The organism is Streptomyces sp. NRRL F-5122, from assembly GCF_001507435.1.
GTDB lineage: Bacteria > Actinomycetota > Actinomycetes > Streptomycetales > Streptomycetaceae > Streptomyces > Streptomyces lannensis.
Genome location: NZ_LMWH01000284.1, coordinates 1 through 22143, shown reverse-complemented (window position 1 = coordinate 22143; position 22143 = coordinate 1). Strand labels below are relative to the sequence as shown.

The following is a 22143-nucleotide window of genomic DNA, read 5'->3' as shown; positions in this document are numbered from 1 at the left end:
CACAGAGAAATGACATCAGGATGAAGATCACCCATGTCGAAGTACACCGGATCGACGTTCCGGCGGCCAGCCCGCCCTTCCGCTGGAGGGACGGACTGAGCGGAAGCGCTCCGGTGGGCGACGGCGCGGTCCTGCACATCGGCACCGACGAGGGAGCCGAGGGGGTGGCGCTGTTCGCCCGGCCCGGAGCCTTCGCCACCCTGCGGGACCTGGTGGAGCGGGTCTTCCGTGACGAACTGGTCGGAGCCGACCCGCTCCAGCGGGAATGGCTGTGGCACCGGGTGTGGGAGCTGGACCGTATCCACGAGCTCCCGCTCCCCGCCCTGGGCCTGATCGACACCGCCCTGTGGGACCTGGCCGGCCGGTACCACGGCCAGCCGGTCTGGCGCCTGCTGGGCGGCTTCCGAGAGGCGATCCCCGCCTACGCCTCCACCTCGACGTTCTCCAGCATCGCGGAGTTCCTCGACGTGGCGGACCAGTGCCTGGAACTGGGCTACCGCGGTATCAAGCTGCACGCCTGGGGCGACGCCCGCCGTGACGTCGAGCTGTGCCTGGCCTTGCGCGACCACGTCGGTCCGTCGATCCCCCTCATGTACGACGGGTCGGCCGGCTTCGACCTGCCCGACGCGATCCGCCTGGGCCGGGCGCTCTCGGAGGCCGACTACCTCTGGTACGAGGAGCCGATGCGCGAGTTCAGCATCTCCGCGTACCAGAGGCTGGCAGCGGCCGTGGACATACCGCTGCTGGTGGCCGAGACCTCCGACGGAGCACACATGAACTCCGCGGACTTCATCCGGGCCGGTGCCGCCACCTTCGGTGTGCGGGCCGGCACCACCCTCCGGGGCGGCATCACCGGCGCCATGCGCACCGCACACCTCGCCGACGCCTACCGGCTGCGGGCCGAGGTGCACGGTTCGGACATCCCGAACCACCACCTGTGCATGGCCATCTCCAACACCACCTACTACGAGTCCCTGGTGACCGCGGCGAAGGTCGTCCGCGAGCGCCACGTGGACGACCAGGGCCTGGTGCACGCCCCCACGGGGCCTGGCATAGCCCTCCCGCTCGACTTCGGCTACGGCAAGGAACTCCTGCCGTTCGTCGAGCAGCCGCGCTGACCGGGTGGTGGCCGTCCGCCCGGACCGCCACCGCAGCCGGCGCCCCCCATCAGGCGCGTTACCTGTCCCACGCAAGAAACAAGAAAGGCAAGACGATGAGGTCTTCCGGATCTCCGAGAATCGGCCGACGCCGCCCAGTGCTGCGCACCACGGCGGCCGCGCTCTCCCTGGCCACAACGGCTGTCCTGGCCGGCTGCGCCAGCGCCGACACCACCGCCCAGTCGTCCTCGTCCGCGCAGCCGGCGTTCAAGCCGGCCACGCAGAAGGACGGCTCGCAGATCACGGTGTGGGCCGACTCGACCCGCCTGCCGTCGGTGCAGGCCTACCAGAAGTCGCACCCGAACGTGAAGATGAAGATCGTCACGTACGACGGCGGTGCCGACGGCTCCACGTATCTCCAGACGAAGGTGCAGCTCTTCGACCGGACCGGCAGCGGCTGGCCGGACGTGGTGTTCGGTTCACCCACCGACGTGACCTGGGCGTCGGAGCCCACCAAGCCCGGCGCACAGCCCTTCGCCGCGCCCCTGGACGACAAACTCGTCCCGCAGAGCACGCTGGACGGCTTCGCCAAGGGCTCCCTCGCACCCTGCCAGTTCAACGGCCACACCTACTGCCTGCGCAACGACATCGCTCAGGTCGTCCTCTGGTACAACAAGACCCTCATGGACAAGTGGGGCTACAAGGTCCCCACCACCTGGGAGGACTACGAGGCCCTCGGCAAGCAGGTCGCCAAGGACCACCCCGGCTACCTCGTCGGCTCGGTCGGCGACACCAACTCCCACGAGTCGTACTTCTGGTCCGGCCAGTGCCCGGCATTCAGCCTGACGAAGCCGGACACCCTGCGCAGCGCCCTGCAGGACCCGAACTGCACCCGGATGGCGACGCTGCTGGACGGGCTGATCTCCGCCAAGGCCGTCACCACCAAGGGCTTCTTCAGCCAGGGCTTCGCCAAGGAGAGCGGCAGCAAGGTCCTGATGGCGTACGGCCCGTCCTGGTACGGCCAGTACCTCTTCAAGGCCGCCTTCAACGCCCCGGCCAAGCAGATCGCCGCGGCGTCCCCGCTGACCTGGAAGGGTGAGACCACGGCCGCCACCGGAAACGTCGGCGGCGGCGTGTGGATGGTGTCCTCCCACAGCGCCAACCTCAAGGCGTCCACGGACCTGGCCACCTGGCTGACCACCTCCGACGAGAACCAGACGTCCGCGCCGACCTACCCGGCCTACACCAAGGCCGCCACGGCCTGGCTGGCCAACCCCGCAAACAGCGGCTACTTCGCCAACGACGTGAGCAAGCCCTTCCAGGAGGCCGCCAACGAGGTGTGGACCGGCTGGTCGAACACCAAGTTCCCGGACGCCACCGCCTGGTCCAGCGTCGTGCTGCCGGCCCTGACCGCCGGCAAGACCCTGACCTCGACCCTGCCGGCGTGGCAGCAGGAGATCAGCAACGAGGCGAAGGCCCACGGATACCAGGTGGTCAACCAATGACCTTGCTGGAGACCGAGCGTGTCGCCGTCTCCCCCCTCCGCCGCGGCATCACGCCGCGGCGGAGGGGCCGCGGTCTCGCGGGCTACCTCTTCGTCGCCGGCTACGCGGTGCTGCTGCTCGCGTTCGGCATCTTCCCCACCGGCTACTCGTTCTACCTGGCGCTCACCAACGACCAGGGCCAGTTCACCGGACTCAACCAGTTCCTGAAGGTCGCCCAGGACTACCGCTTCGTGCCGGCCTTCACGAACATGCTGATCTACCTGGTCCTATGGCTGGTCACACTCGTCGTCCTGGTGGTCCTGGTCGCGGTGGTCCTGCGCAGCCGAGTGCGGCCGAGCACCTCAGCGCTCTTCCGCTTCCTGTACTACATCCCCGGCGCCCTCGCCGGGGTCGCCAGCGTCCTGGTCTGGCTGTTCATGCTGGACCCCGACGTCAGCCCGGTGTCCTGGATGCTCAAGAGCCTGGGACTGCAGACCTTCGCGGCCGTGCTCTCGCCCGGCAACCTGCCGCTGATCCTCATGCTGATCGCCTTCTGGACCGGCGCCGGCGGCTGGATGGTCGTGATGTACGGGGCGCTGAACAACATCCCCGACGAGGTGCTGGAAGCCGCCCGAATGGACGGCGCGGGGCCCTGGCGCACCGCCTGGCACATCCAGATCCCGATGATCCGGCAGTGGATCGTCTACATGACAATCATGGCGTTCGCCACCGGCACCCAACTGTTCGTCGAGCCCCAGTTGCTCCAGACCGCCAGCCTCGGCCGGGTGAGCCCCACGTGGTCACCCAACCAGCTCGCCTACGTCTACGCCTTCCAGCAGGGCGACTTCAACGGCGCCGCCGCCATCTCCGTCTTCCTGCTGGCGCTGGGACTCCTGGCGGCCGGACTACTGGTGGCCCGATCGAACCTGTTCAAGTTGGACGAGAAATGACACAGACCACTCTCCCCTCGGCAGCGGCGGGCCGGCGCTTCGCCCCTTCCCGGGCCGCCTCCTTCCTGGTAGTGGGCCTCCTGCTGGCCCTGTTGCTGGTGTTCTTCGTGCTGCCGGTGATCTGGCTGCTGCTCGCACCGTCGAAGACCGCCGGCCAAGTGGTGCAGGACAACCCGTTCTCCTTCGGCTCGTTCCGGCAGATCGGCGCCGCCTGGCGGCACCTGTTCGCCTTCCAGGACGGCGCCATGGTCACCTGGCTGCGCAACTCGGCCATCTACTCCGGTGGTTCGCTCATCCTGACGCTGGTCGTCAGCGTGCCCGCCGGGTACGCACTGGCCCTGACGAAGTTCCGCGGACGCAAGACGCTCCTCATGATCACCCTGGTCACGATGATCATGCCGCAGGCCACCCTGGTGCTGCCGGTCTTCCTGGAACTCAACCGCTTCCACCTGATCGGCACCATCTGGTCGGTGATCCTGCCCTTCTCCTTCTACCCGTTCGGCGTGTACCTCGTGTACATCTACTTCGGGAGCAGCCTGCCCAAGGACCTGCTGTCGGCCGCACGGATCGACGGCTGTACGGAATGGCAGCTCTTCTCGCGCATCGCGCTGCCGCTGGCGAAGCCGGTGGTCGCACTGGTCGCCTTCTTCAGCTTCGTGGGCAACTGGAACAACTTCTTCCTGCCGTACCTCGTCCTGCCGAACAGCGAGCAGTTCCCCGTCCAGGTGGGCCTGAACCAGCTGCTGACCTCCACGCCGTCCTTCAACCCCGTTGCCGGTGCCGGTCTGAACATCACCATCCCGGAACTGGCCCTGGCGATCATCGTCGCCATCCTGCCCGTTCTGGTGCTCTTCCTGTTCTCGCAGCGCACACTGGTGTCCGGGATGCTCGCCGGAGCGACCAAGGAATGAACTCCCTCCGCGTCGCCCTCTTCCCCACCTGCGTCAACGACGCCGTCCACCCCGCCACGGCGATCGCCACCGTCACCGTCCTCGAACGGCTCGGCGTCGAGGTGGACTTCCCCTTCGAGCAGACCTGCTGCGGCCAGCCGCAGTACAACACCGGCTACCGCCGGGAGGCCGAGCCGCTGGTGCGCCGCATGACGCAGGCGTTCGGCGGATACGACCACGTGGTGGCCCCGTCAGGCTCCTGCGTGGCCATGGTCCGCGACAACTATCCTCGGCTCGGCTCGCGTGCCGCCGCCGAGGGGCGGGGCGACGACCTCGCCGACCAGGCCCGTTCGCTGGCCGGCCGGGTCCACGAGTTCACCGAGTTCCTGGTCGACGTACTGGGCGTCACCGACGTCGGCGCGTACTTCCCCCACACCGTCACCTACCACCCGTCCTGTCACGGACTGCGGGCGCTGGGACTCGGCGACCGCCCCCGACGGCTGCTGGAGGCAGTCGAAGGCCTGGAACTGGTCGAACTCCCCGGCGCGGACGAGTGCTGTGGGTTCGGGGGCACCTTCGCGGTGAAGAACCCCCATGTCTCGGCCGCCATGGGCGCCGACAAGATCCGCAACGCCGAGGCCACCGGCGCCCGCGTGCTGTGCGGCGCCGACAACTCCTGCCTCATGCACCTCGACGGGATGCTGCGCCGCCAGGGCAGTGACCTGCGTCCGCTGCACCTCGCCGAAATCCTTGCCTCCACCCGGACGGAACCCTTGCAATGACCGGTACGTACCTGGGGATGCCCGCCTTCCCCCGCGCGGCGGCCGCCGCCACCCAGGACACCCGTCTGCGGGCGAACCTGACCCGGGCCACCGGCACCATCCGCGCCAAGCGCGCGCAGGCCATCGCAGAGCTGGATGACTGGACGCAACTGCGCGCTGCCGGAGCCGCGATCAAGGACCGGACACTGCGGCATCTCGACCACTACCTCGAGCAGTTGGAGGCAGCAGTCACCCGAGCCGGCGGTGTGGTGCACTGGGCGGCCGATGCCACCGAGGCCAACCGGATCGTCGCCGACCTGATCAAGGCCACCGGGGAGAGCGAGGTCGTCAAGGTCAAGTCCATGGCCACCCAGGAGATCGGCCTCAACGAAGCCCTGGCCGCCGAAGGCATCACCGCGTACGAGACCGATCTCGCCGAACTGATCGTGCAGTTGGGCGACGACCTTCCCTCCCACATCCTGGTACCGGCGATCCACAAGAATCGCGCCGAGATCCGGGACATCTTCAGCGAGAGCATGAGCCAGTGGGGGCGCCCGGCGCCCGAGCCCCTGACCGACGATCCCGCGGAACTTGCCGAGGCCGCCCGCCTGCACCTGCGCGAGAAGTTCCTGCGCGCCAAAGTGGCCGTCTCCGGCGGGAACTTCATGGTTGCCGAAACGGGCACCGTGGTCGTCGTGGAGTCGGAGGGCAACGGCCGGATGTGCCTGACCCTCCCCCAGACGCTGATTTCCGTGGTGGGCATCGAGAAAGTCGTACCCACCTGGCGGGACCTGGAGGTCTTCCTCCAGACCCTGCCCCGCTCCTCCACCGCCGAGCGAATGAACCCCTACACCTCGATGTGGTCCGGCACCACCGAAGGCGACGGGCCCCGGGAATTCCACTTGGTCCTGCTCGACAACGGCCGCACCGCCACCCTCACCGACGAAGTCGGCCGCCAGGCACTGCGCTGCATCCGCTGCTCCGCATGCCTCAACGTCTGCCCCGTCTACGAACGCGCCGGCGGCCACGCCTACGGCTCGCCCTACCCAGGCCCCATCGGAGCCATCCTCACCCCCCAACTCCGCGGCACCAGCACCGAACTGGACGCCTCCCTGCCCTACGCCTCCTCCCTGTGCGGCGCCTGCTACGAGGTCTGCCCAGTCGCCATCGACATCCCCGAAGTCCTCGTCCACCTCCGCGAACGGGTGGCCGAGCAGGGCGGTGCGGGCCACCGGCTGGAGAAGGCCGCCATACGCGCGGCCGGCTGGGTCCTCGACCATCCGGCGGTTCTCGCCGCGGCCGAGCGCACCGCCTCCCGTACCCGGCGGCTGCACCCCCGCCGCCTGCCCGGACCCGGCAGCGGTGCCTGGAGCGAGTCCCGCGATCTGCCCCGCATCCCAGCCGCACCCTTCCGCGACTGGTGGCGCGCCAACCGAACGACCAAGGAGCGCCCATGAGCAGCCGGGACATGGTGCTCGGCCGTATCCGCAGGGCCCTGAGCGACGTCCCCCGCCAAGAGGGGCCCGAGGACGTCCCCGTCGCCCGCAACTACCGGGCCGCACACACCGCCCACGACCCCGGTGAACTGCTGGACCTGCTCCAGGACCATCTCACCGAGTACCGCGCGACCGTGCACCGGTGCCACCGAGCCGCTGTGCCCGGGACGGTGGCCGCGGTGCTGGCCCGGCGGGGTGCGCGTACGGTCGTCGTCCCTCAGGGGCTGCCCGAGGAGTGGCTGTCCCAGGCCGTTATCGAACAGCTCACCGACACCCCGCCGCTGAGCCCGCGCGCCTGCGACGCAGCCGACAGCGTGGTAACGGGGTGTGCGCTGGCCATCGCCGAGACAGGCACGATCGTGCTGGACGGCGGGCCAGGGCAGGGCCGGCGTGCACTGAGCCTGATCCCCGACCACCACCTCTGCGTGGTGCGCGCTCCGCAACAGGTCGTCGCCTCGGTTCCGGCCGCCGTAGCAAGGCTGTCACCGAACCGCCCGCTCACCTGGATCTCCGGTCCTTCCGCCACCAGCGACATCGAACTCGAACGCGTCGAAGGCGTCCACGGCCCCCGCATCCTCGACGTCGTCCTCGTCCACCCCTGAGCCGCACCGGCGCCGCGTACCCCTCACCCGACGACACCTGGAGCAGCCTTGCCCTCGGAGCCCATCGCCTGGCCGCCGGCCGAGCTCTCCCTACCGCCGGTACAGCTCCCACCGACCGCCCCCACCACCGCCGCCGACGGCGTCCGCCGATACGACGGGCTGAGCTACGCCACCAACTCCGGTTACCGGCCGCGGCTGCTGGACCTGTCCGTGCCGGCGGCTGCCGAACCTCCCGCGGTAGTGGTCTGGATCCACGGCGGCGCCTGGATGGAGGGCGACCGGCGCCACCCGCCGCCGACCGTGAGCGCGGACCTCCTGTTCGGCTCCCTGCTGCGGGCCGGACTCGCCGTCGCCACCATCGACTACCGCCACGCCCGCGAAGCCCCCTTCCCCGCCCAGCTGCACGACATCAAGGCGGCCATCCGCTACCTGCGCCACTACGCAGGGACGCTCGGGATCGCCCGGACGCGGATCGGCTTGTGGGGCGAGTCCGCCGGCGGGCACCTGGCCGCGCTGGCCGGGCTCACCGACGCAGTCCACCCCTCGCTCGAAGGAACGGAAGGGATCGCGCAGGGCGACACGACGGTCGGGGCTGTCGTGGACTGGTACGGGATCACCGACGTGGGAGCGCTGCTGCCAGACGCGCCCGGCCCCCACGACCCCTTCGTCACCTTCCTGGGCGGCGACCCGGCCGACCGGCCGCACCTGGCGGCAGCCGCCAGCCCGGTCAGCTACGCGCGGTTTCCGGCACCGCCCTTCCTCCTGGTCCACGGGACCCACGACACGCTCGTCCCCTTCGAGCACAGCGAGCGCCTGGCCGGACTCCTGAGGGCCGCCGGCAACCACGCGGAGCTCGTCGCCGTACCGGGCGCCGAGCACATCTTCCTCAACGCCGACGTCGCTCCGGTCGTCGCCCGCTGTGTCGCCTTCCTCGCCCATCACCTGCGCCGCCCCGCGACCGACCGGACCGCGTGAATCCGGCCGGTTGCCCAGTGACCCCGCGCTCGGCCGAGTGAGCCCAGCCCGGCGCACGCCAGGTTTGACAGTGTGGGCCTCTGACACCGGCTCGGGGGTTACTCGACGCCAGAGGCCCGCATTCCTTTCCTCCAGCCCTACCGACCAGGCTGCCTGCTGTGGCGTGCGTGTTCTCCTCCCTGCCACTGGTCGGGACCGCCTCACTCCAGGCACCGACCGACGGTCCCGCTCCGGGACATCGAGACGGGGTCGGCGGCCCCGACCGTCCACCTGCACGCCTGGCGCCAGCAGGCCGCTGTCACCCAACCCCTGAGGTACCCGGCCCGCTGAAGCCCCCGGGCACACGTGCCGTCCACATCGGGAAGGGCGGCCGCGGCGGCGAACAGTACGGGGACCGCCCTGCACACTCCACAGCCCCACGGAGCCGTGGGGAACGCCGCGGCGGGCGATGAGAGGCTTGATGCTTCCAGCGCAGGAGGCAGTACGTGTAGCCCCGGTCGGCGAAGAGTCGCTTGGGCCGCTCGCGCGGGCGTCCGTAGATTTTTGCTCTACCTCCCGACAGAGCCGCAAGATCGCGCCCGGTATGGTCGCTCATGAGGAGCCCACGTGGAGCGTCGGCGACTGACGGCAATGTGGCCGGGCACCGGCTACCGGCCACCGACGCCCCCATGGCTGGCCGGCCTTATTGGCCGGTGCCTGCCTCGTCGGTCGTGCCGGCGAAGGGCACCGTGAGACAGGCGAGCCGCGCCCCAGCCATTCCTGCCTCGCCGGGCTTCGTCGCCGTCCCGTGCTCATGGATGATCACAGACCGGGCCTCGCCCGGCCGGAACGCCCAGTCATGCCGGGATTCGGCGGTGGCACGGCCCTGGGCGTCGGTCTTGAAGTCCAGCCACACCTCGTTCTCGGGGTTCGCGTAGGCAGGGTCGGTAGAAGGCTGGTACGGGTCCTTGACGTTCTGGTAGTGCGGACCCGAGGCATCCGGGGTGGGGCCACACGGCTTGGAGTGCACATGCGCTCCATACACGTGGTTCGGGAGCAGCCCGCTCACCTGGAGCCGAACGCTGGTGGTCGCGCCGCCGACGAGACCGCCCACCTGCTCGACGACGGAAATGCGAGCGCCCACGGGCACCGTCTTCGAGTCGTACGTCAGCGGTTTCGACGGATGGAACGGCGAAGACGGCACGAACTGCCCCTCCACCTTCACCGTGCGGGAGCCGTCATCGGCGAATGCCGATGTGGTCGGCACCGCGAGCACTGCTGTGACGGCAAGGGCGGCGGAGGCTCTACGAAGAATCCTCATGAGCGGTCTCCTTCGACGAAGCGTGATGGGCGGTCTGGCGCGATGGCCGTCCCACCGTACGGGCCAACGATTGCGCGCCACGCGTAGAAGGCGTCCGTTGGAGTGAAGCGGTCGAGCAGGCGCACTCTCGAAACCCCCACAGCGGCAGGCGCACCGGAAGGACCGGGCTTGGAGGTAGTGCCCAACTGGCTGCTGGGTTGGCTCCTCCGTCCAGCACCTCTTATGGGGTGGCAGGGACGCGTGACTCACGCCCCGCAGTCCACGCAGCCTCGCCCCTACGGGCGATGTTGCGGGAAGCGTTCCGGTCCGCGTGGGCAACGACCCCGCAGTTCCGGCAGGTGAAGAGGGCCTGGCTTGCCCGGTTCTTGTTGTCGATGTGGCCGCACTCGCAGCACTGCTTTCCTGGCCCGCCCAGGAGGCCGACTGGGCCGGTCAGGAGCTGCCCGCCGCGGCGGTAGCGGTCCACGAAGCGGTCCAGGCCGCCACCCGCGACCTCGCCCCCACCGAGACCAGCGTCAAGCAGTCCGTCACCCGCCTGACGAAGGACCTGGACGACCTGCAGACCCAGCTCGCCGCCGCCGGACAGGACTATCGGCCCGAATGGGACGGCTCCGACGGCGTCATCCTCGTCCGCGTCGCCGACGAGGAAGGCCCGTTGCCCGTCGCCTCCTTCGCCGAGAAGATCGCCGAGCACCGCCGTGACCAGGCCGAACTGCTCAGCGACTCCGAGCAGCGCATTCTCGAGGACGCCCTGCTCACCCGACTTGCCCAGCAGATCCACGACCGCGCGGTCGACGCCCGCGACCTCATCCGGCGCATGAACACCGACATGCGCGAACGCAGGATGTCCTCCGGCACGACGGTCGGCGTGAGCTGGCTGCTCGCCGACGACCTCGACGTCGAGCAGCGCGCCGTGTGCACCCTCCTTGACGCGGACGCCGCCCGGCTCGGCCCCGACGGGCTCGCCCGGATCCGCGCCCACTTCGCCGCGCAGATCAAGAACGCCCGCGCCCGTCACCGCGACCTGCCTTACCGCGAACTGCTGGCCCAGGTGCTGGACTACCGCCGCTGGCGGCAGTTCGCCTTCCAGCTCGTACGCCCCGACAGAAGCGAGGAGCGGCTCACCCGCGCCCGTCACAGCCGCCTCTCCGGCGGCGAGCAGTCCGTCTCGCTGCACCTGCCGCTGTTCGCCGCCGCGCACGCCATGCTCAACTCCGCACACCCGCACTCCCCGCGGCTGCTCGCCCTGGACGAGGCGTTCGCCGGCGTCGACGACACCGGCCGCGGCGAACTGATGTCGCTGGCCGCCCAGTTCGACCTCGACCTGTTCATGACCGGATACGACCTGTGGGCCGCACACGCCTCCGTCCCCGCCGCCGCCCACTACCACCTCGCGCACTCGGCGATCGACCACACCGTCTCCACGCTGCTGCTCCTCTGGGACGGCGAGAAGCTGCTGGCCGACGACATCGGCGACCTCACCGCGGCCCTCGGCTCACCCGGCACCCGACGCGTCCCCGGCTCGAAGGAGGCCACCGTTGCCGACTGAGCAGCACAGCTACGACGAACTGCACGGTGAGGGCTGGACCCGGCTGCTGGCCGCCACCCGCCGCAAGCTGGAACGTACCTCGGGCGCGCTCGACGGCGAGATCGGCCTCTTGGCCCCCAGCGATGCCGAGCGCCGCACCGTCATCGGCGTCACCGGCCGCTACCGTCCCGAGACCGCCAAACGCCTCGCCGTCCCTCTCACCGCCCTCGACGCCTACCTGTACGACCGCTGCGGCACCGGCCTGCTCCAGACCCTCGGCCACCTGAACGGCCCCCTGCGCGACCGGCCCGCCGAACGCGCCGACGAGGACACCCGCCGCGAACAGGTCCTGACCTCCGCCCACTCCAGCCGCCTCACCACCGAGAGCTGGTTCGCGGCCTGGCTGGACCGCCTCGCCGCCGACGGCACCCTGACCCGCCTTCTGCGGCGCGGGGACGCACCCCTGATCGACGCGGCGGTGCGAGTCCTGGAAAAACTCCCCGAGGACCTCTCCCGCATCCTGCCGCTTCCGGTCCTCGCCGAATGGGCCACCGGCGACACCAAAGCCCTCGTCCCCGGCACCCCACTCGAACAGCTCGTCCTGCGCGCCCTCGCCCAGCGCGCACAGGCGACGAAGTCCCGCGCGAGAGGGCCGGACGCCGCGCCCTGTGGGAGAGCGCGGGCGCCATCGCCGACGACCTCGCCAGCCAGGTCCTCGTCCTGGGTGTCCGCCCCGAGGGCGACACGGTGGTCTGCGACTGGCTGCGCGATGCCGCCGACTTCGGCATCCCGTTCCGGCTCACCCTCCACCAACTCGCATCCAGCCCCGTCGTCCCCGCCGGTGACATCTTCGTGTGCGAGAACCCGGCCGTCCTGCGCGCGGCCGCCGCCGAACTCGAAGCCGCGAGCCCAACCCTGGTGTGCACCGAGGGCGTACCGTCCGCCGCCTGCCACAAACTGCTCGCCGACGCGGTGCGCGCCGGAGCCCGGCTGTACTGGCGGGCCGACTTCGACTGGGCGGGCCTGCGCATCACCGCCACTGCCGTGGAACGCCATGGGGCCCAACCCTGGCGCATGACCACCGCCGACTACCGGGAAGCCCTCTGCCAGGGCCAGTCCACACCTCTCGGCGGCCCGCCGGCGGCAAGCCCGTGGGACCCCCAACTGGCGCGAGCCATGAAGGAGTCGGGACAAGCCGTCATGGAGGAGCGCCTGCTGCCCGCGCTCCTGGCCGACCTCACCCGCACTGAAGCCGGTGACTCCTCCCCCTCATGAATGAGGGGGTTTCTCGCTATGCCGGGTTGGCGTCGCGACGGACCAGCCCGGACCGTAGAACGTTGATCGCGCCCACTGTGTCCGCGTGCGCCGAGTGGCCGCACGAGACGCAGTGGAACTTTTCCTGGGTGGGCCGGTTCTCCTTAGCGGTGTGCCCGCATTCGGGGCACTGCCGTGAGGTGTTACGGGGGTCCACCGCCATCACTTGTGCCACAGCCCGTCCAGCCGGTCTCTCACCCACATCGCCGTCGTGCCGCCCGGGTTGCTCGCCCGTGCGATCTGCGCGGTCAGAGACGGGACTTGCTCACCGGAACGGGGACGGAGGGACAACGAGCACCTCGACAATCGCAGGGACCTTTGGAACAGCCCCGAGCATGCCCGTTGATCACGCTGCCGTACCGCGAAACTCCAAGATCCCCGACACAGTCAAGCTGAGTGATCCGGTCGTGCTTGCTGCCGGTACAGGAGGGCGCGCACTGGCGGTCATCCGGTCATCTCCGACGATGATGAAACCTCTTTTGACCTGCCGTTTTACCCTTGATCATTCCTTTCGGTCGCCCCCCTCAAGTGCAAGTGTCGACTTGAAATGAATCGGGCTGTCCGGCAGGCTGAGTGCATGACCGACGCACCCCGAACACGCGCCCCGCTCGCCGAGCTGAGCAAGGTGCAGCGGCGCCGGCTCGACCAGGCACAGGGTGCCATTGAGAAGGCCCTCAGGAGGGTCGAGATCCGGCGTGAGGAGTTTGCTGACTTGGCCGCGCAGGTCGCTATTGGCCTGGGACGGGGCGGGGCGTCCGCCGTTGCCCGGCATTTCGGCTGGACCCCGCAGCACGCGTCCGCGCTCGTCGCCGCCTACAAGGCAAAGCAGGCCCCCGAGGGGGGGAACGTCGCATGAGTGCAGCCGTCGACTACGAGATGGGCATTGACCCCGAGCGGGCCCTGAAGTACGCCGTTCAGCACATGCGTGGCGGCCGCGTCGAGATCATCGAAGGAGCCATCGAGCCCGTGTCACCTACCTGGGACCACGAGGCGGCGGCCGAGGCGATCCGTGACCAGATCAAGCCGCGGGTGCGGGAGCTGGACTGTGTCACCGGCTCGGGAAATCTGGACCTTCCTGGTTCGGCGAACTGGTACGTACCCGACATCGCCGTGGTGCCGCTCGACATCGCCAAGGGGAGCGGCGCCCTGCTGCCCGATCAGACGCTTCTCGTGGTCGAGGTGACGTCGGAGTCCAACGCAGACACGGACCGTGTCGTGAAGCGCCGTCGGTACGCCGAATACGGGGCGCCGCTCTACCTCCTGGTCGACCGGATGGAGCGCAGCGTCACCCTGTTCTCGGATCCCGGGCGCCTCGGCTACACGAAGGCGGACGGACCGCACCCCTTCGGCACGGGGCTGCATTTGCCCGCTCCGTTCGGAATCGACTTGGACACGAGCAGCCTGTAGCCGCAAGGTCCGCACCCCCGGCGCGTCAGCCCTTTCCCGCTGAGATGCAGGCGCCGCGTCCACGTCGGTCATGATGCCGAGGGCGGGCGCCAGCCCGCTGTCCAGAGGGTTCTCATCACGACTCCGAACGGCGTCATCGATTTCCGCTGTGCACCGTCCCGCCACCGCCTGCACCGAACCTCAGGTTTCCGATCGAGGCCGCAGCATCCCCGGGAGACACGGCTACCCGCCGCCATCCGGTGAGGCCACCGATCCTTACGAGGGCGAGCTGTTGGCGAGTTCTTCCGCAGCAAGCCGCGTAGTCCCCGCCACTTTTCTTGGCCGAAGTTGGCCCCTTTCAGATCACCAAGCCGCCCGGCGTGGCGGGTAGAACCCTTTGGTTGCTTTTGTTGACGGGGAGTTGGATGCCGAGGGCGCCTGCAGAGGTGCCCGGCTCGCTCTTGCGAGGGGGGATGGACGGTGCTGGTGACGGACTTCCGGACGGAGGATCTGCCGGTGGTCGAGCGGTTCGGCTCCTGGCACGACATGACAGCCAGGGCGTTGGTACCCAACACCATCCGCAGCGACCACGAGGCGGACTTCCGGGCAAGCGCGCGAGTCCTGGACCTGGGCGGGGTGCAGATTTCGGAGCTGGCCTACCCGTCGCTGGAAACTCGGCGATCGGCGCAGTTGATCCGGCGGTCCGATTCCGATTGCTACCAGTTGATGCTGACCCTGCGTGGAGGCCACCGAATACTCCAGGCCGGCCGGGACACCACTATCGGTCCCGGGGATGTCATGCTCTACGACACCTCACGTCCCTGGCACGGCTGGACGGCTGCTGGACCAAAGATGGTGAGGGGAGTCATGGTCCAATTTCCCCGGTCGCTGTTGCCTCTGCCCGCCAACCGGCTCGACCAGCTCAACGCCGTCCGGTTGCCCGGACGCGACGGGATGGGCGCCGTGCTGTCCTGCTACCTCACGCAGGCGGCCGCGGCCGGCGCCTCCTACACCATGGCCGATGGCCCGCGCCTGGCCACCTGCACGCTCGACCTGCTGACCGCTTTCCTCGCGCACCATCTCGATGCCGACGCATCGGTGCCCTTCCAAGCCCGCCACCGGGCGCTCCTGTTGGAGATCCGCATCTTCGTTCAGCGTCACCTGGGGGACCCGGATTTGTCTCCGGGTGCGATCGCTGCCGCCCACAACATCTCCCTGCGCTCCCTGCACCGGCTTTTCCAGGAGCAGAATCTGACGGTCGCCGGGTGGATCCGCGCCCGCCGGCTGGAGCGCTGCCGTCGCGATCTGGCCGACCCCCTCCTGCACGACCGCCCGGCCCGTGCCATCGCCGCCCGCTGGGGGTTCGCCGACCCCTCACACTTCAACCGTGCCTTCCGCGCCGCCTACGGCATGCCCCCCGGTGACTACCGGCATCGAGCCCTGAGCAGCCGGCCGTTGCAGGCTGCTGTGTCGCTGGAACAAAGCCAAGCAGAGGAACGCGAGGCCTTCGCAGACGATCTGGGGCGGGTCATGCTGGGCGACGATCGCGGCGGCCTATGAGTCAGCGCCACCGACCGGGTATGCCGGTGGCGCACTTGACCGCAAAGTGCCTGCTCATCCCGGGAATGGAGTGCTTCGCCGCGTACTCGGGGAGGTCGGTCGAGTACCGGGTGTGCCTCAGCGGGCCCGGGCCGGCCCAGGCTGCGATGCGAGAAAGCCCCGCAGTGAGATCTGCAGGGCTTGTGGCGAGGGCATCTACTCGCTAGCAGCCGTAGTAGTTGCCGGCCGAGTCGAACTTGGCCCACACCATGGCGCTGGAAGTCTGCGGGCCGAAGATCCCGTCCACGGAGATACCGAGGCGGCTCTGCACGTTGCGTACGGCCCGGGCTGTCGCGGGCCCGTAGTTGGAATCCAGGGCCAGGCCCTGGTTGTAGCAGCGGTTCAGGTTCCGCTGAAGCTCCCCCACCCCGCCACCGACGAGGCCTTGCTGGAGGTGACACTGGCGGTTGCCGCTGTTGTCGGACGTCGTGGGAATCCTGTGCCAGTAACCACCGTAGTTGAACCAGGTGGACCCGGAGCAAGGGCCGGTGGCAGCGGCCGGGGCCGCCATGGCGACAGCCCCTCCGAGCGGGAGGAGGACAGCCGCCGCTGCTGCGGCGATAGCTCGCTTGAGTCGCATGCTCGTCTCCAATCATTTGACGGCGCAGGTTCCGCCGTCCTCAAGCCACCACAACGCGCTCAGGCGTAGTGGCCATCACACTGCGGACCCGCGGGCCTCCTGACTCTCGCGCGTCCCGACAAGCCCGTCATTGCCAGCGAGTGTCAGGTGCTTGACCATGCGTGCCACCTTGGCTGCCCCCACCTCACCCTCTCCCGCGTGTTCTTCCCGGAATGGCGGCATCTTCGGACGCACCGCAACAACCGGCACCGCTGAGGTTGGACAGGCCGCGACCGGCTCGGTGTCTGGGCGTGTGACCCCGCGCCCAGACACCCCACCCCCGTCCAAGTGGTACGCATTACGACAGGTTGACCCCGCGACACGTGGTGCGCTTGCATCCTGTCGAGCCCTTGGCGCAGGGCTGGGGGAACGTGCCACGAGGGGCAAATCATGGGGGACTGCACGAAGGCAAGGCCATCCGCAGGCTTACGGCGCATCGGCGCGACCGCAGTGGTGCTAGCCGCGCTGTGCCTGGCATCGCAGCCGTCAGCGTCGGCCACGCCTGACCACGGCACCGGTGGCGTGCAGCGAGTGAGCAGCGAGGCGGACGGCACCGAGCTGACCACATATTCGTACTACGCGACCGTCAGTGACGATGGGCGGTACGTGGCGTACCAGACCAACGGCCCGCGCGAAGGGTGCCCGCTGACCGTGCCCCACTGCGTCTTCCTCAAGGACGTCAAAACCGGCAGGCAGGTACAGATCCCCGGCAAGGGGAGGATCACGGGCAACGCAAGGATCAGCCCCAACGGCCGCCGTGTCGCTGTGTCGATGGGCGACAATCTCCGCCCCTACGTGTGGGACCGCATGACCGGCGAACTGCAGATGCTGTGGCCAGGTTCTGCGCCATCCGACCTCGACTGGAAGGAGGAAGGCGTGGTGAACGCGATCAGCGCGGACGGCGACCATGTGACCTACACCGTCGACCACCGCAGCGCAGGTGAACCGAGGCTGACCCGCATGCTGGAGCGGGATTTGACGACGGGCGCGGAGACGGAGATCGTGCCCTCCGGCATTGCCGACACCATCAACGGCCGCGGCCTCAGCGCCGATGGCCGCTACGTCGCATACGACCTGCGCAAGGACGAGGCCTACAAGGGCCTGTACGTCAAGGACGTGGACACCGGCCAAGCGCGCCGGGCGGATACCAGCGCGGACGGCACCGCGGGCGACGGCTACTCCGCTCTCGTGCGGCTCTTCGATGACGGCCGACGTGTGATCTTCAACTCCACGTCCAGCAACCTGACCCCCGGGCGCCGGGCAGGCGACGCCCGGGTTGGGCGCACCACACTGCTCGGCATGCCGGATCAGGTCAGTGATACGCCAGTCCGCGCGGTCGGCGCTCAGGTTCTCCTCGAAGGCGATGAGGTCGGCGGGACAGGCGCGGCTCTCGCGCCCGGCCGAGTGATTCCTGTATGCCACTCGGGCTGCAGGGCCAGGTGCCGCCCGAGGACCGGGGTGGCTCTTCACTACCGTCGTGGAACGCTGGCGGTTGCTGGTACCGGTAGCGGTCCTGTCCGAGAAGCGTTGAGGAGTTGGGCGTCCATGGCCGTGTGTGAGGTCTGCGGCAACGACTACGAAATGGCATTCGAGGTGCACGTCAAGGGAGCGGTCCACACCTTCGACAGCCTCGAGTGCGCCGCCCAGAAGATGGCGCCGATCTGCAACAACTGCCAATGCCGCATTCTCGGTCACGGCCTCCAGGCCGACGGGCAGTTCTTCTGCTGTGCGCACTGCGCCCGCCAGCGGGGCAAGGCAGAGCTCGTCGACCACGCCTGACCCGCACGAGCGGACCTGGCGTTCCTGACCGCCGCCTGGACCGAGCTCTCGGCCTCCCCGGGCATCGGTGCGTCCGGATGCCCGGCCGCCTGCTCCCGCTCTTTTCGATACATCGCATCGCGGTGCTCGTACGGCCGATGGATGCGTCCTTCGGCGATGTCCTCGTAGACCAGTCACGGCCGGCCCGCACCGCACCGCTACGGCGGCCCGACACGGCCTGCCCGGGGCTGGTGAGGGGGTCTTCTTCCCGGCGCCGGCCGTCGGAGCCGAGGGCGGCGGTAGCGGTGGGCCCACCGGTTCTTCGACCGGCCGAGCCGGTGCCTACTGAAAGAAAACCCACTGCAGCGCTGTTACCGCCACGCTCAGCCCCAGACGGAGCACGATCGCCTACCGCGGATCGCCGTGGGGCCGTCTACCGTGGAGGCATGGGCGCGATCGTCGTTGTGTACGAGCTCGACAAGCCGGTGGGCCCGCGCACCCGTCCGGGCGGGGCGCCTGGTGAGGCACGGACCGTCCGCCGGGTGCATGCGGCGCCCACCGCCCCGGGGACGCCCACCGCGACGGGACCGCGGACTCTGTGCGGCAAGGACACCTTCGCTATGGAGACGGACTGCCACAAGCCATCCGAAAACCCTGAGATGCCTTGGTACCCCGCACAGTACGCGTCCGTGGTCTGCCCCGACTGCGATGCCGTGATGACGACCTGACCGTCGTGACCGACTGCCCCGCCGTCGATGCGCCGCCGGAGGGGAGGGCCGCGGCGTGCCGTGGCACCCGCTCGCGGACGGCTACCCCCGCGAGGAAGGTCAGCACGCAGATCACCGACAGGGTGAAGACCACTACCGAAGAACCTGTCGTACTGGCAGGTTCATGATGATGGCGACCACGCACTTTTCGCGCACGGGGCAACTGCCGCAGTCCTGAGCGGTGAAGTGCACCCGCGCGACGGGAGTTCCGCTGCTCTTTCGCTGGTCGGACCATCTGGCGCTGATCTTGCCCTCGGGGCAGGTGACCTTGCGGGCCTTCCAGTCGATGGTGAAGGCGCTCTGCGTGAAGTGCTCGCCTTCGTGGTTCTCGTGGCAGGTGTCCAGTCCGACCGGCCCCACCAACTCGATCCCGTACTCCCTCCGGGCGGTGACGGACGAGGCGCTGGGTGCTGCCACGCAGCCTGGAACTCGCGGTGACCTGGTGCGACGTGACGCTGGACTTCACCGAGGCCGTGATCACGCAGGACACCCTGCGGATCGACGTGGCCATGACGGGGAAGAGCCTGACGCTGATCACAAGGCCGGGCGTCGAGGTCGATGTCGACGGCCTGACCCTGGTCCACTGCAAGCTCAGACACCGCCGCACGCAGACGCCCCCGGACGCACCGACCACGCTGCGCGTGGAGCTGGTCGGCCAGAAGGCCCACGGCAAGGTGGTGGTGCGGCCCCCGCGTCGGACGTTCGGTCAGTGGCTGTTGCGCAGGCCCGCGTCCTCGGGCTGAGCCATGCTCGGGCGGATCGCTCAGTCAGGAGGCAGAGGCACTCGTTCGAATGCCGTAGCCCGCAAGGCCTTCTGCCAGAAGGACGGCTGACTCATCGATCCAGGCGTTCAGTGCATTGCGGGGCTCGTCGGCTGGTGCAGAGGCGACGCGCTCGCGTGCCTCCTCGCTGGTGACCAGTTGGAAGAGCGAGATGACCTGGGCTGCGACGAGGCGTGGTGCCGGATGCCCGGCCTTGCTCTCCTCGGCCAAGGAGTGGGCCAGGGCCTGCTCGAAACGCTCGTACATGAGCAGCAGCCGGGACCTGAGTTGGAGCACCCCGCCGAAGGCGGTGTGGAAAGCTTCGATGCCGTTTGCCTATTCGTCGGCGGCGGCGAGGCCCTTGAGGAAGACACGTACGGCATCCGCGCAAACTGGCCCACCCCACGTTCGAAACGCACTGCGGCACACAGGGCGTCCTGCACCTCGGCTTCACCGGACTGTCCGCGCAGAAGCGAGGGGCTGACCGGGCGGCATCAGCACCGAGTGGCGGTGGCACACTCTGCCGCAATCGCCCGACAGGCCGCTAAAGCGGGTGATCTCGTCACCGTCAAAGGGGCACCGGTTTCCACCGCTGCACGCGGATGCAGCGACAACGGCTGGAAGCTGAAGCCCGCCACCCAAGCTGACATCGGTGTACAGCCCATCAGCGGCATGCGCGGAGTCTCTGCCCCTGCAGTGGCAGAGACTCCGCGCATGCCGGTGGCTACTCGACCATCCGCGTCCCACCGCAGCATTACCGAGTGAAGCTATGGCTTGCTCGGCGAGCACCACGCGACGCCTTCGCCTCCCGTCTCAGCCGGGGACGTCACGCGATGGATGCGCGGGCCGGGCGCCCGGGGGGGTGGAGCACCCGGTCCGCATGGCGACCGTAACAGGGCAAGCGGGCACGTTGCGGATGCCGTGCCCTACCGGCGATTCGCGAGAAGGTCCAACGGCGGACAGGGTCGGCGTTCGCCCCTTGGGCACGGCAGACGCGGATGCAGACGCCCTCCATACCGCGTAGCCGTATGGAGGGCGCGAGGCGTTGCGCGGGCATCGAGGGTGTAGCCAGCAGGCCCGGACGACATGGACACCGGCGACCTGCAGCAGACTACGGTCAGCGCAACGTGTACGTGTCGACGCGGGTCAGAGAGCCCGCTACCGCGGCGCCCCAGGAATGGGGAGCGGGGCAGAAGCCTGGTCCCCCTGGGGGCCCCTGCGGCTCCCGCCCTTGTGAGGCTGTCAGCCTTCCGGCACATCTCGATCACTCGGGCGCACTACGACACGGATGGCCTCCTGCAGCCCAGATCATCCAAAAACATAGGTGCGGACTGAAGCGGGCAACTCCTGCGCTCGACGGCTGGTCTACTCGCCGCGGCCGACTGACGCATTGCACCGAGTGGACTGTTCCCGGACCCGTCGCACGGGCCCGGGAACAGCAGTGGCACTTCTGTATGGAGGCTCGCCATCGATCCCAGAGCTAAAGGCCGAGCTTGAGCAGCAGTTCACTCACCTCTGCTGGCATGGTGATCATGCAGTCGTGCCCGGTCGGCAGTTCCCACACCCGTGCCGGAGAACCATTGGGCTGTATCGCGGGGACGGGCCGCCGCGTGATGCCCTCCGGCATTACGCCGACGCAGTGGATGTGCGTACGCGCAATCCTGTCCACGGCCGGGTTGTCCAGCCGGACCGGTTGTTGCAGGCAGCGCACCGGCTGGTCAGAGAGCATCGCGCGCAACCATGCGACGTCCGCCGGGTCGGTGACCCCGAACAGGCCGAGAGGGGCGGGCATCTCGGGCAGCGGTGGAACGCGCCAGGCACTGTCGGACTTCGCGGCCAGGTCGATCAGGTTCTGCGTCACAGGCTGGACGTCGATGGCGGTCTCGCCGTGCTCCGGGACCATCGCATCCAGGTACACCAGGTGTGCGATCCGTTCCGGGACCTCGTTGGCCACGGACGAGATAACCAGTCCTGCGTAGCTGTGGCCCACGAGGACCACCTCGGTCAGGTCCTCCTCGTGGATCAGCTTGACGACGTCCTCGACGTGCGTGTCGAGCCCCACTTCGGGGCTGAGCAGGTGCTTTTTGTCGCCGTAGCCGGTCAGCGACGGCGTGAACGCGCGGTGTCCAGCCGACTCCAGCAGCGGGACCACCCGCTCCCAGCACCGCCCGCTGTGCCAAGCGCCGTGGACCAGCAGGAATGTTGACATGGTGGAAACGATCTTCCTCTTCGGGGTGCGGAGGCGGCGAAAATGTAATGGTTCCTATTCGTGCCTCAGTACTCTTTGAGAACCACAGTCATCGTGGCGCACCTGCCACGTCTCGGGCAATAAGGCACATTTCGGTGCCCCGGTTCTCTGGAGGTAACCATGGCCACAGCCGGCAGCGAGTCGCGACCCGCACGGCAACAGGACCCGTGCCGGACCCGCGAAGTGCTCGACATCGTCGGGGACAAATGGTCACTGCTCGTCGTGCGCAATCTCAGCCAGGGACCACTCCGCTTCACCGAACTCAAGCGCGCCGTCGACGGAATCAGCCAGCGCATGCTCACTGTCACCCTGCGCAGCCTGGAACGCGACGGAATCCTTACGCGGACTGTCCGCAACGTCATGCCGCCGCACGTCAGTTACGAACTCACCCCTATGGGCAAAACCCTCCGCCAAGCCACCGCACCCCTACTGGAGTGGAGCATCACGCACCTGGCCCACATCGACGCCGCCCGCGCCACGTACGACGCCCGCCCCCACACATCACCCACCTAAGAGCCATCACGTAATGCCGGCCGGGACCTGCTGCCCCGCGAGGGGTGGTTGGCTTACCGGATGTCGAGCTTGAGGTTGTGGAGTGCGGCGACGCC

Annotated in this window: 23 protein-coding genes and 2 pseudogenes; 18 read left to right on the top strand and 7 right to left on the bottom strand. The window is 68.9% G+C overall.

The window, feature by feature from the left end:
* The first annotated feature begins 20 nt into the window (after positions 1-20).
* From ADL25_RS40475 to ADL25_RS40440, 8 genes are all read left to right on the top strand, one after another.
* Positions 21-1118: an enolase C-terminal domain-like protein gene (locus ADL25_RS40475; protein WP_059132934.1), complete on the top strand. Its 1098-nt coding sequence runs from the start codon at positions 21-23 to the stop codon at positions 1116-1118.
* 95 nt (positions 1119-1213) lie between these two features.
* Complete coding sequence (locus ADL25_RS40470; RefSeq protein ID WP_059132933.1) at positions 1214-2602, top strand: ABC transporter substrate-binding protein; 1389 nt, start codon at positions 1214-1216, stop codon at positions 2600-2602.
* Positions 2599-3531 (top strand): carbohydrate ABC transporter permease, encoded by a 933-nt coding sequence (locus tag ADL25_RS40465; protein WP_059132932.1) that lies wholly within the window; start codon positions 2599-2601, stop codon positions 3529-3531. The genes ADL25_RS40470 and ADL25_RS40465 overlap by 4 nt, the downstream gene beginning before the upstream one ends.
* The gene (locus ADL25_RS40460) at positions 3528-4442 is read left to right on the top strand and encodes a carbohydrate ABC transporter permease (protein ID WP_059132931.1); all 915 of its coding nucleotides are present in this window, start codon (positions 3528-3530) and stop codon (positions 4440-4442) included. The genes ADL25_RS40465 and ADL25_RS40460 overlap by 4 nt, the downstream gene beginning before the upstream one ends.
* Positions 4439-5203 (top strand): (Fe-S)-binding protein, encoded by a 765-nt coding sequence (locus ADL25_RS40455; protein WP_059132930.1) that lies wholly within the window; start codon positions 4439-4441, stop codon positions 5201-5203. The genes ADL25_RS40460 and ADL25_RS40455 overlap by 4 nt, the downstream gene beginning before the upstream one ends.
* Positions 5200-6639: a lactate utilization protein B gene (locus ADL25_RS40450; protein ID WP_059132929.1), complete on the top strand. Its 1440-nt coding sequence runs from the start codon at positions 5200-5202 to the stop codon at positions 6637-6639. The genes ADL25_RS40455 and ADL25_RS40450 overlap by 4 nt, the downstream gene beginning before the upstream one ends.
* On the top strand, positions 6636-7280 hold the full coding sequence (locus ADL25_RS40445) for a LutC/YkgG family protein (RefSeq protein ID WP_059132928.1): 645 nt from the start codon (positions 6636-6638) through the stop codon (positions 7278-7280). Before ADL25_RS40450 ends, ADL25_RS40445 begins: the two co-directional genes overlap by 4 nt.
* Positions 7281-7328: 48 nt before the next feature.
* Entirely contained in the window at positions 7329-8255 is a 927-nt protein-coding gene (locus tag ADL25_RS40440) for an alpha/beta hydrolase (RefSeq protein WP_063805853.1), read from the top strand.
* Between the two features lie 682 nt (positions 8256-8937).
* On the opposite strand, the gene ADL25_RS40435 is transcribed toward ADL25_RS40440, so the two are convergent.
* Entirely contained in the window at positions 8938-9555 is a 618-nt protein-coding gene (locus ADL25_RS40435) for a superoxide dismutase family protein (protein WP_059132927.1), read from the bottom strand.
* Positions 9556-9775: 220 nt separating this feature from the next.
* Positions 9776-10021, bottom strand: a complete 246-nt coding sequence (locus ADL25_RS47365; protein WP_420711416.1) for a zinc ribbon domain-containing protein — start codon at positions 10019-10021, stop codon at positions 9776-9778.
* Here ADL25_RS47365 and ADL25_RS52490 point away from each other — a divergent pair.
* From ADL25_RS52490 to ADL25_RS51250, 3 genes and pseudogenes are all read left to right on the top strand, one after another.
* Positions 9932-11104 carry an SbcC/MukB-like Walker B domain-containing protein gene (locus tag ADL25_RS52490; RefSeq protein ID WP_420711415.1) on the top strand — a complete coding sequence of 391 codons (1173 nt, stop codon included), beginning with the start codon at positions 9932-9934 and terminating at the stop codon, positions 11102-11104. The two genes, ADL25_RS47365 and ADL25_RS52490, sit on opposite strands and share 90 nt — an antisense overlap.
* Positions 11094-11663 (top strand): annotated as a pseudogene (locus tag ADL25_RS51255) (TIGR02679 domain-containing protein); the annotation flags it as partial. The gene ADL25_RS52490 and the pseudogene ADL25_RS51255, both read left to right, overlap by 11 nt.
* On the top strand, positions 11627-12358 hold the full coding sequence (locus ADL25_RS51250; protein WP_234381251.1) for a DUF2399 domain-containing protein: 732 nt from the start codon (positions 11627-11629) through the stop codon (positions 12356-12358). The pseudogene ADL25_RS51255 and the gene ADL25_RS51250, both read left to right, overlap by 37 nt.
* Before the next feature lie 16 nt (positions 12359-12374).
* Here ADL25_RS51250 and ADL25_RS47360 read toward each other — a convergent pair.
* A pseudogene (locus tag ADL25_RS47360) lies at positions 12375-12563 on the bottom strand (zinc ribbon domain-containing protein); the annotation flags it as partial.
* 411 nt (positions 12564-12974) lie between these two features.
* On the opposite strand from ADL25_RS47360, the gene ADL25_RS40420 reads away from it, so the two are divergent.
* The 3 genes from ADL25_RS40420 (at position 12975) to ADL25_RS40410 (ending at position 15343) form a co-directional block, all read left to right on the top strand.
* Entirely contained in the window at positions 12975-13253 is a 279-nt protein-coding gene (locus ADL25_RS40420; protein WP_059132926.1) for a hypothetical protein, read from the top strand.
* Positions 13250-13804, top strand: coding sequence for a Uma2 family endonuclease (locus ADL25_RS40415; RefSeq protein ID WP_059132925.1), 555 nt, complete (start codon positions 13250-13252; stop codon positions 13802-13804). The genes ADL25_RS40420 and ADL25_RS40415 overlap by 4 nt, the downstream gene beginning before the upstream one ends.
* A 465-nt stretch (positions 13805-14269) precedes the next feature.
* The gene (locus ADL25_RS40410; protein WP_199839298.1) at positions 14270-15343 is read left to right on the top strand and encodes a helix-turn-helix domain-containing protein; all 1074 of its coding nucleotides are present in this window, start codon (positions 14270-14272) and stop codon (positions 15341-15343) included.
* Positions 15344-15545: 202 nt separating this feature from the next.
* Here ADL25_RS40410 and ADL25_RS40405 read toward each other — a convergent pair whose 3' ends face one another.
* Positions 15546-15962, bottom strand: coding sequence for a peptidoglycan-binding domain-containing protein (locus ADL25_RS40405; RefSeq protein ID WP_079050928.1), 417 nt, complete (start codon positions 15960-15962; stop codon positions 15546-15548).
* A 1584-nt stretch (positions 15963-17546) separates the two neighbouring features.
* Between ADL25_RS40405 and ADL25_RS40400 the strand changes: the two genes are divergently transcribed.
* Entirely contained in the window at positions 17547-17780 is a 234-nt protein-coding gene (locus ADL25_RS40400) for a hypothetical protein (RefSeq protein WP_059132944.1), read from the top strand.
* 425 nt (positions 17781-18205) lie between these two features.
* Positions 18206-18487 carry a hypothetical protein gene (locus tag ADL25_RS40395; protein WP_059132923.1) on the top strand — a complete coding sequence of 94 codons (282 nt, stop codon included), beginning with the start codon at positions 18206-18208 and terminating at the stop codon, positions 18485-18487.
* Between the two features lie 132 nt (positions 18488-18619).
* On the opposite strand, the gene ADL25_RS40390 is transcribed toward ADL25_RS40395, so the two are convergent.
* A complete protein-coding gene (locus ADL25_RS40390; RefSeq protein ID WP_079050927.1) occupies positions 18620-18943 on the bottom strand; it encodes a transposase in 324 nt (107 codons plus the stop codon).
* On the opposite strand from ADL25_RS40390, the gene ADL25_RS40385 reads away from it, so the two are divergent.
* Positions 18934-19269, top strand: coding sequence for a hypothetical protein (locus ADL25_RS40385; protein ID WP_059132921.1), 336 nt, complete (start codon positions 18934-18936; stop codon positions 19267-19269). The genes ADL25_RS40390 and ADL25_RS40385 overlap by 10 nt on opposite strands.
* A gap of 24 nt (positions 19270-19293) precedes the next feature.
* On the opposite strand, the gene ADL25_RS40380 is transcribed toward ADL25_RS40385, so the two are convergent.
* Positions 19294-19584 (bottom strand): hypothetical protein, encoded by a 291-nt coding sequence (locus tag ADL25_RS40380; RefSeq protein WP_059132920.1) that lies wholly within the window; start codon positions 19582-19584, stop codon positions 19294-19296.
* Positions 19585-20767: 1183 nt separating this feature from the next.
* Positions 20768-21496, bottom strand: a complete 729-nt coding sequence (locus tag ADL25_RS40375; RefSeq protein ID WP_059132919.1) for an alpha/beta fold hydrolase — start codon at positions 21494-21496, stop codon at positions 20768-20770.
* Positions 21497-21655: 159 nt separating this feature from the next.
* On the opposite strand from ADL25_RS40375, the gene ADL25_RS40370 reads away from it, so the two are divergent.
* Positions 21656-22048 carry a winged helix-turn-helix transcriptional regulator gene (locus tag ADL25_RS40370; protein ID WP_059132918.1) on the top strand — a complete coding sequence of 131 codons (393 nt, stop codon included), beginning with the start codon at positions 21656-21658 and terminating at the stop codon, positions 22046-22048.
* Positions 22049-22143: the final 95 nt, after the last annotated feature.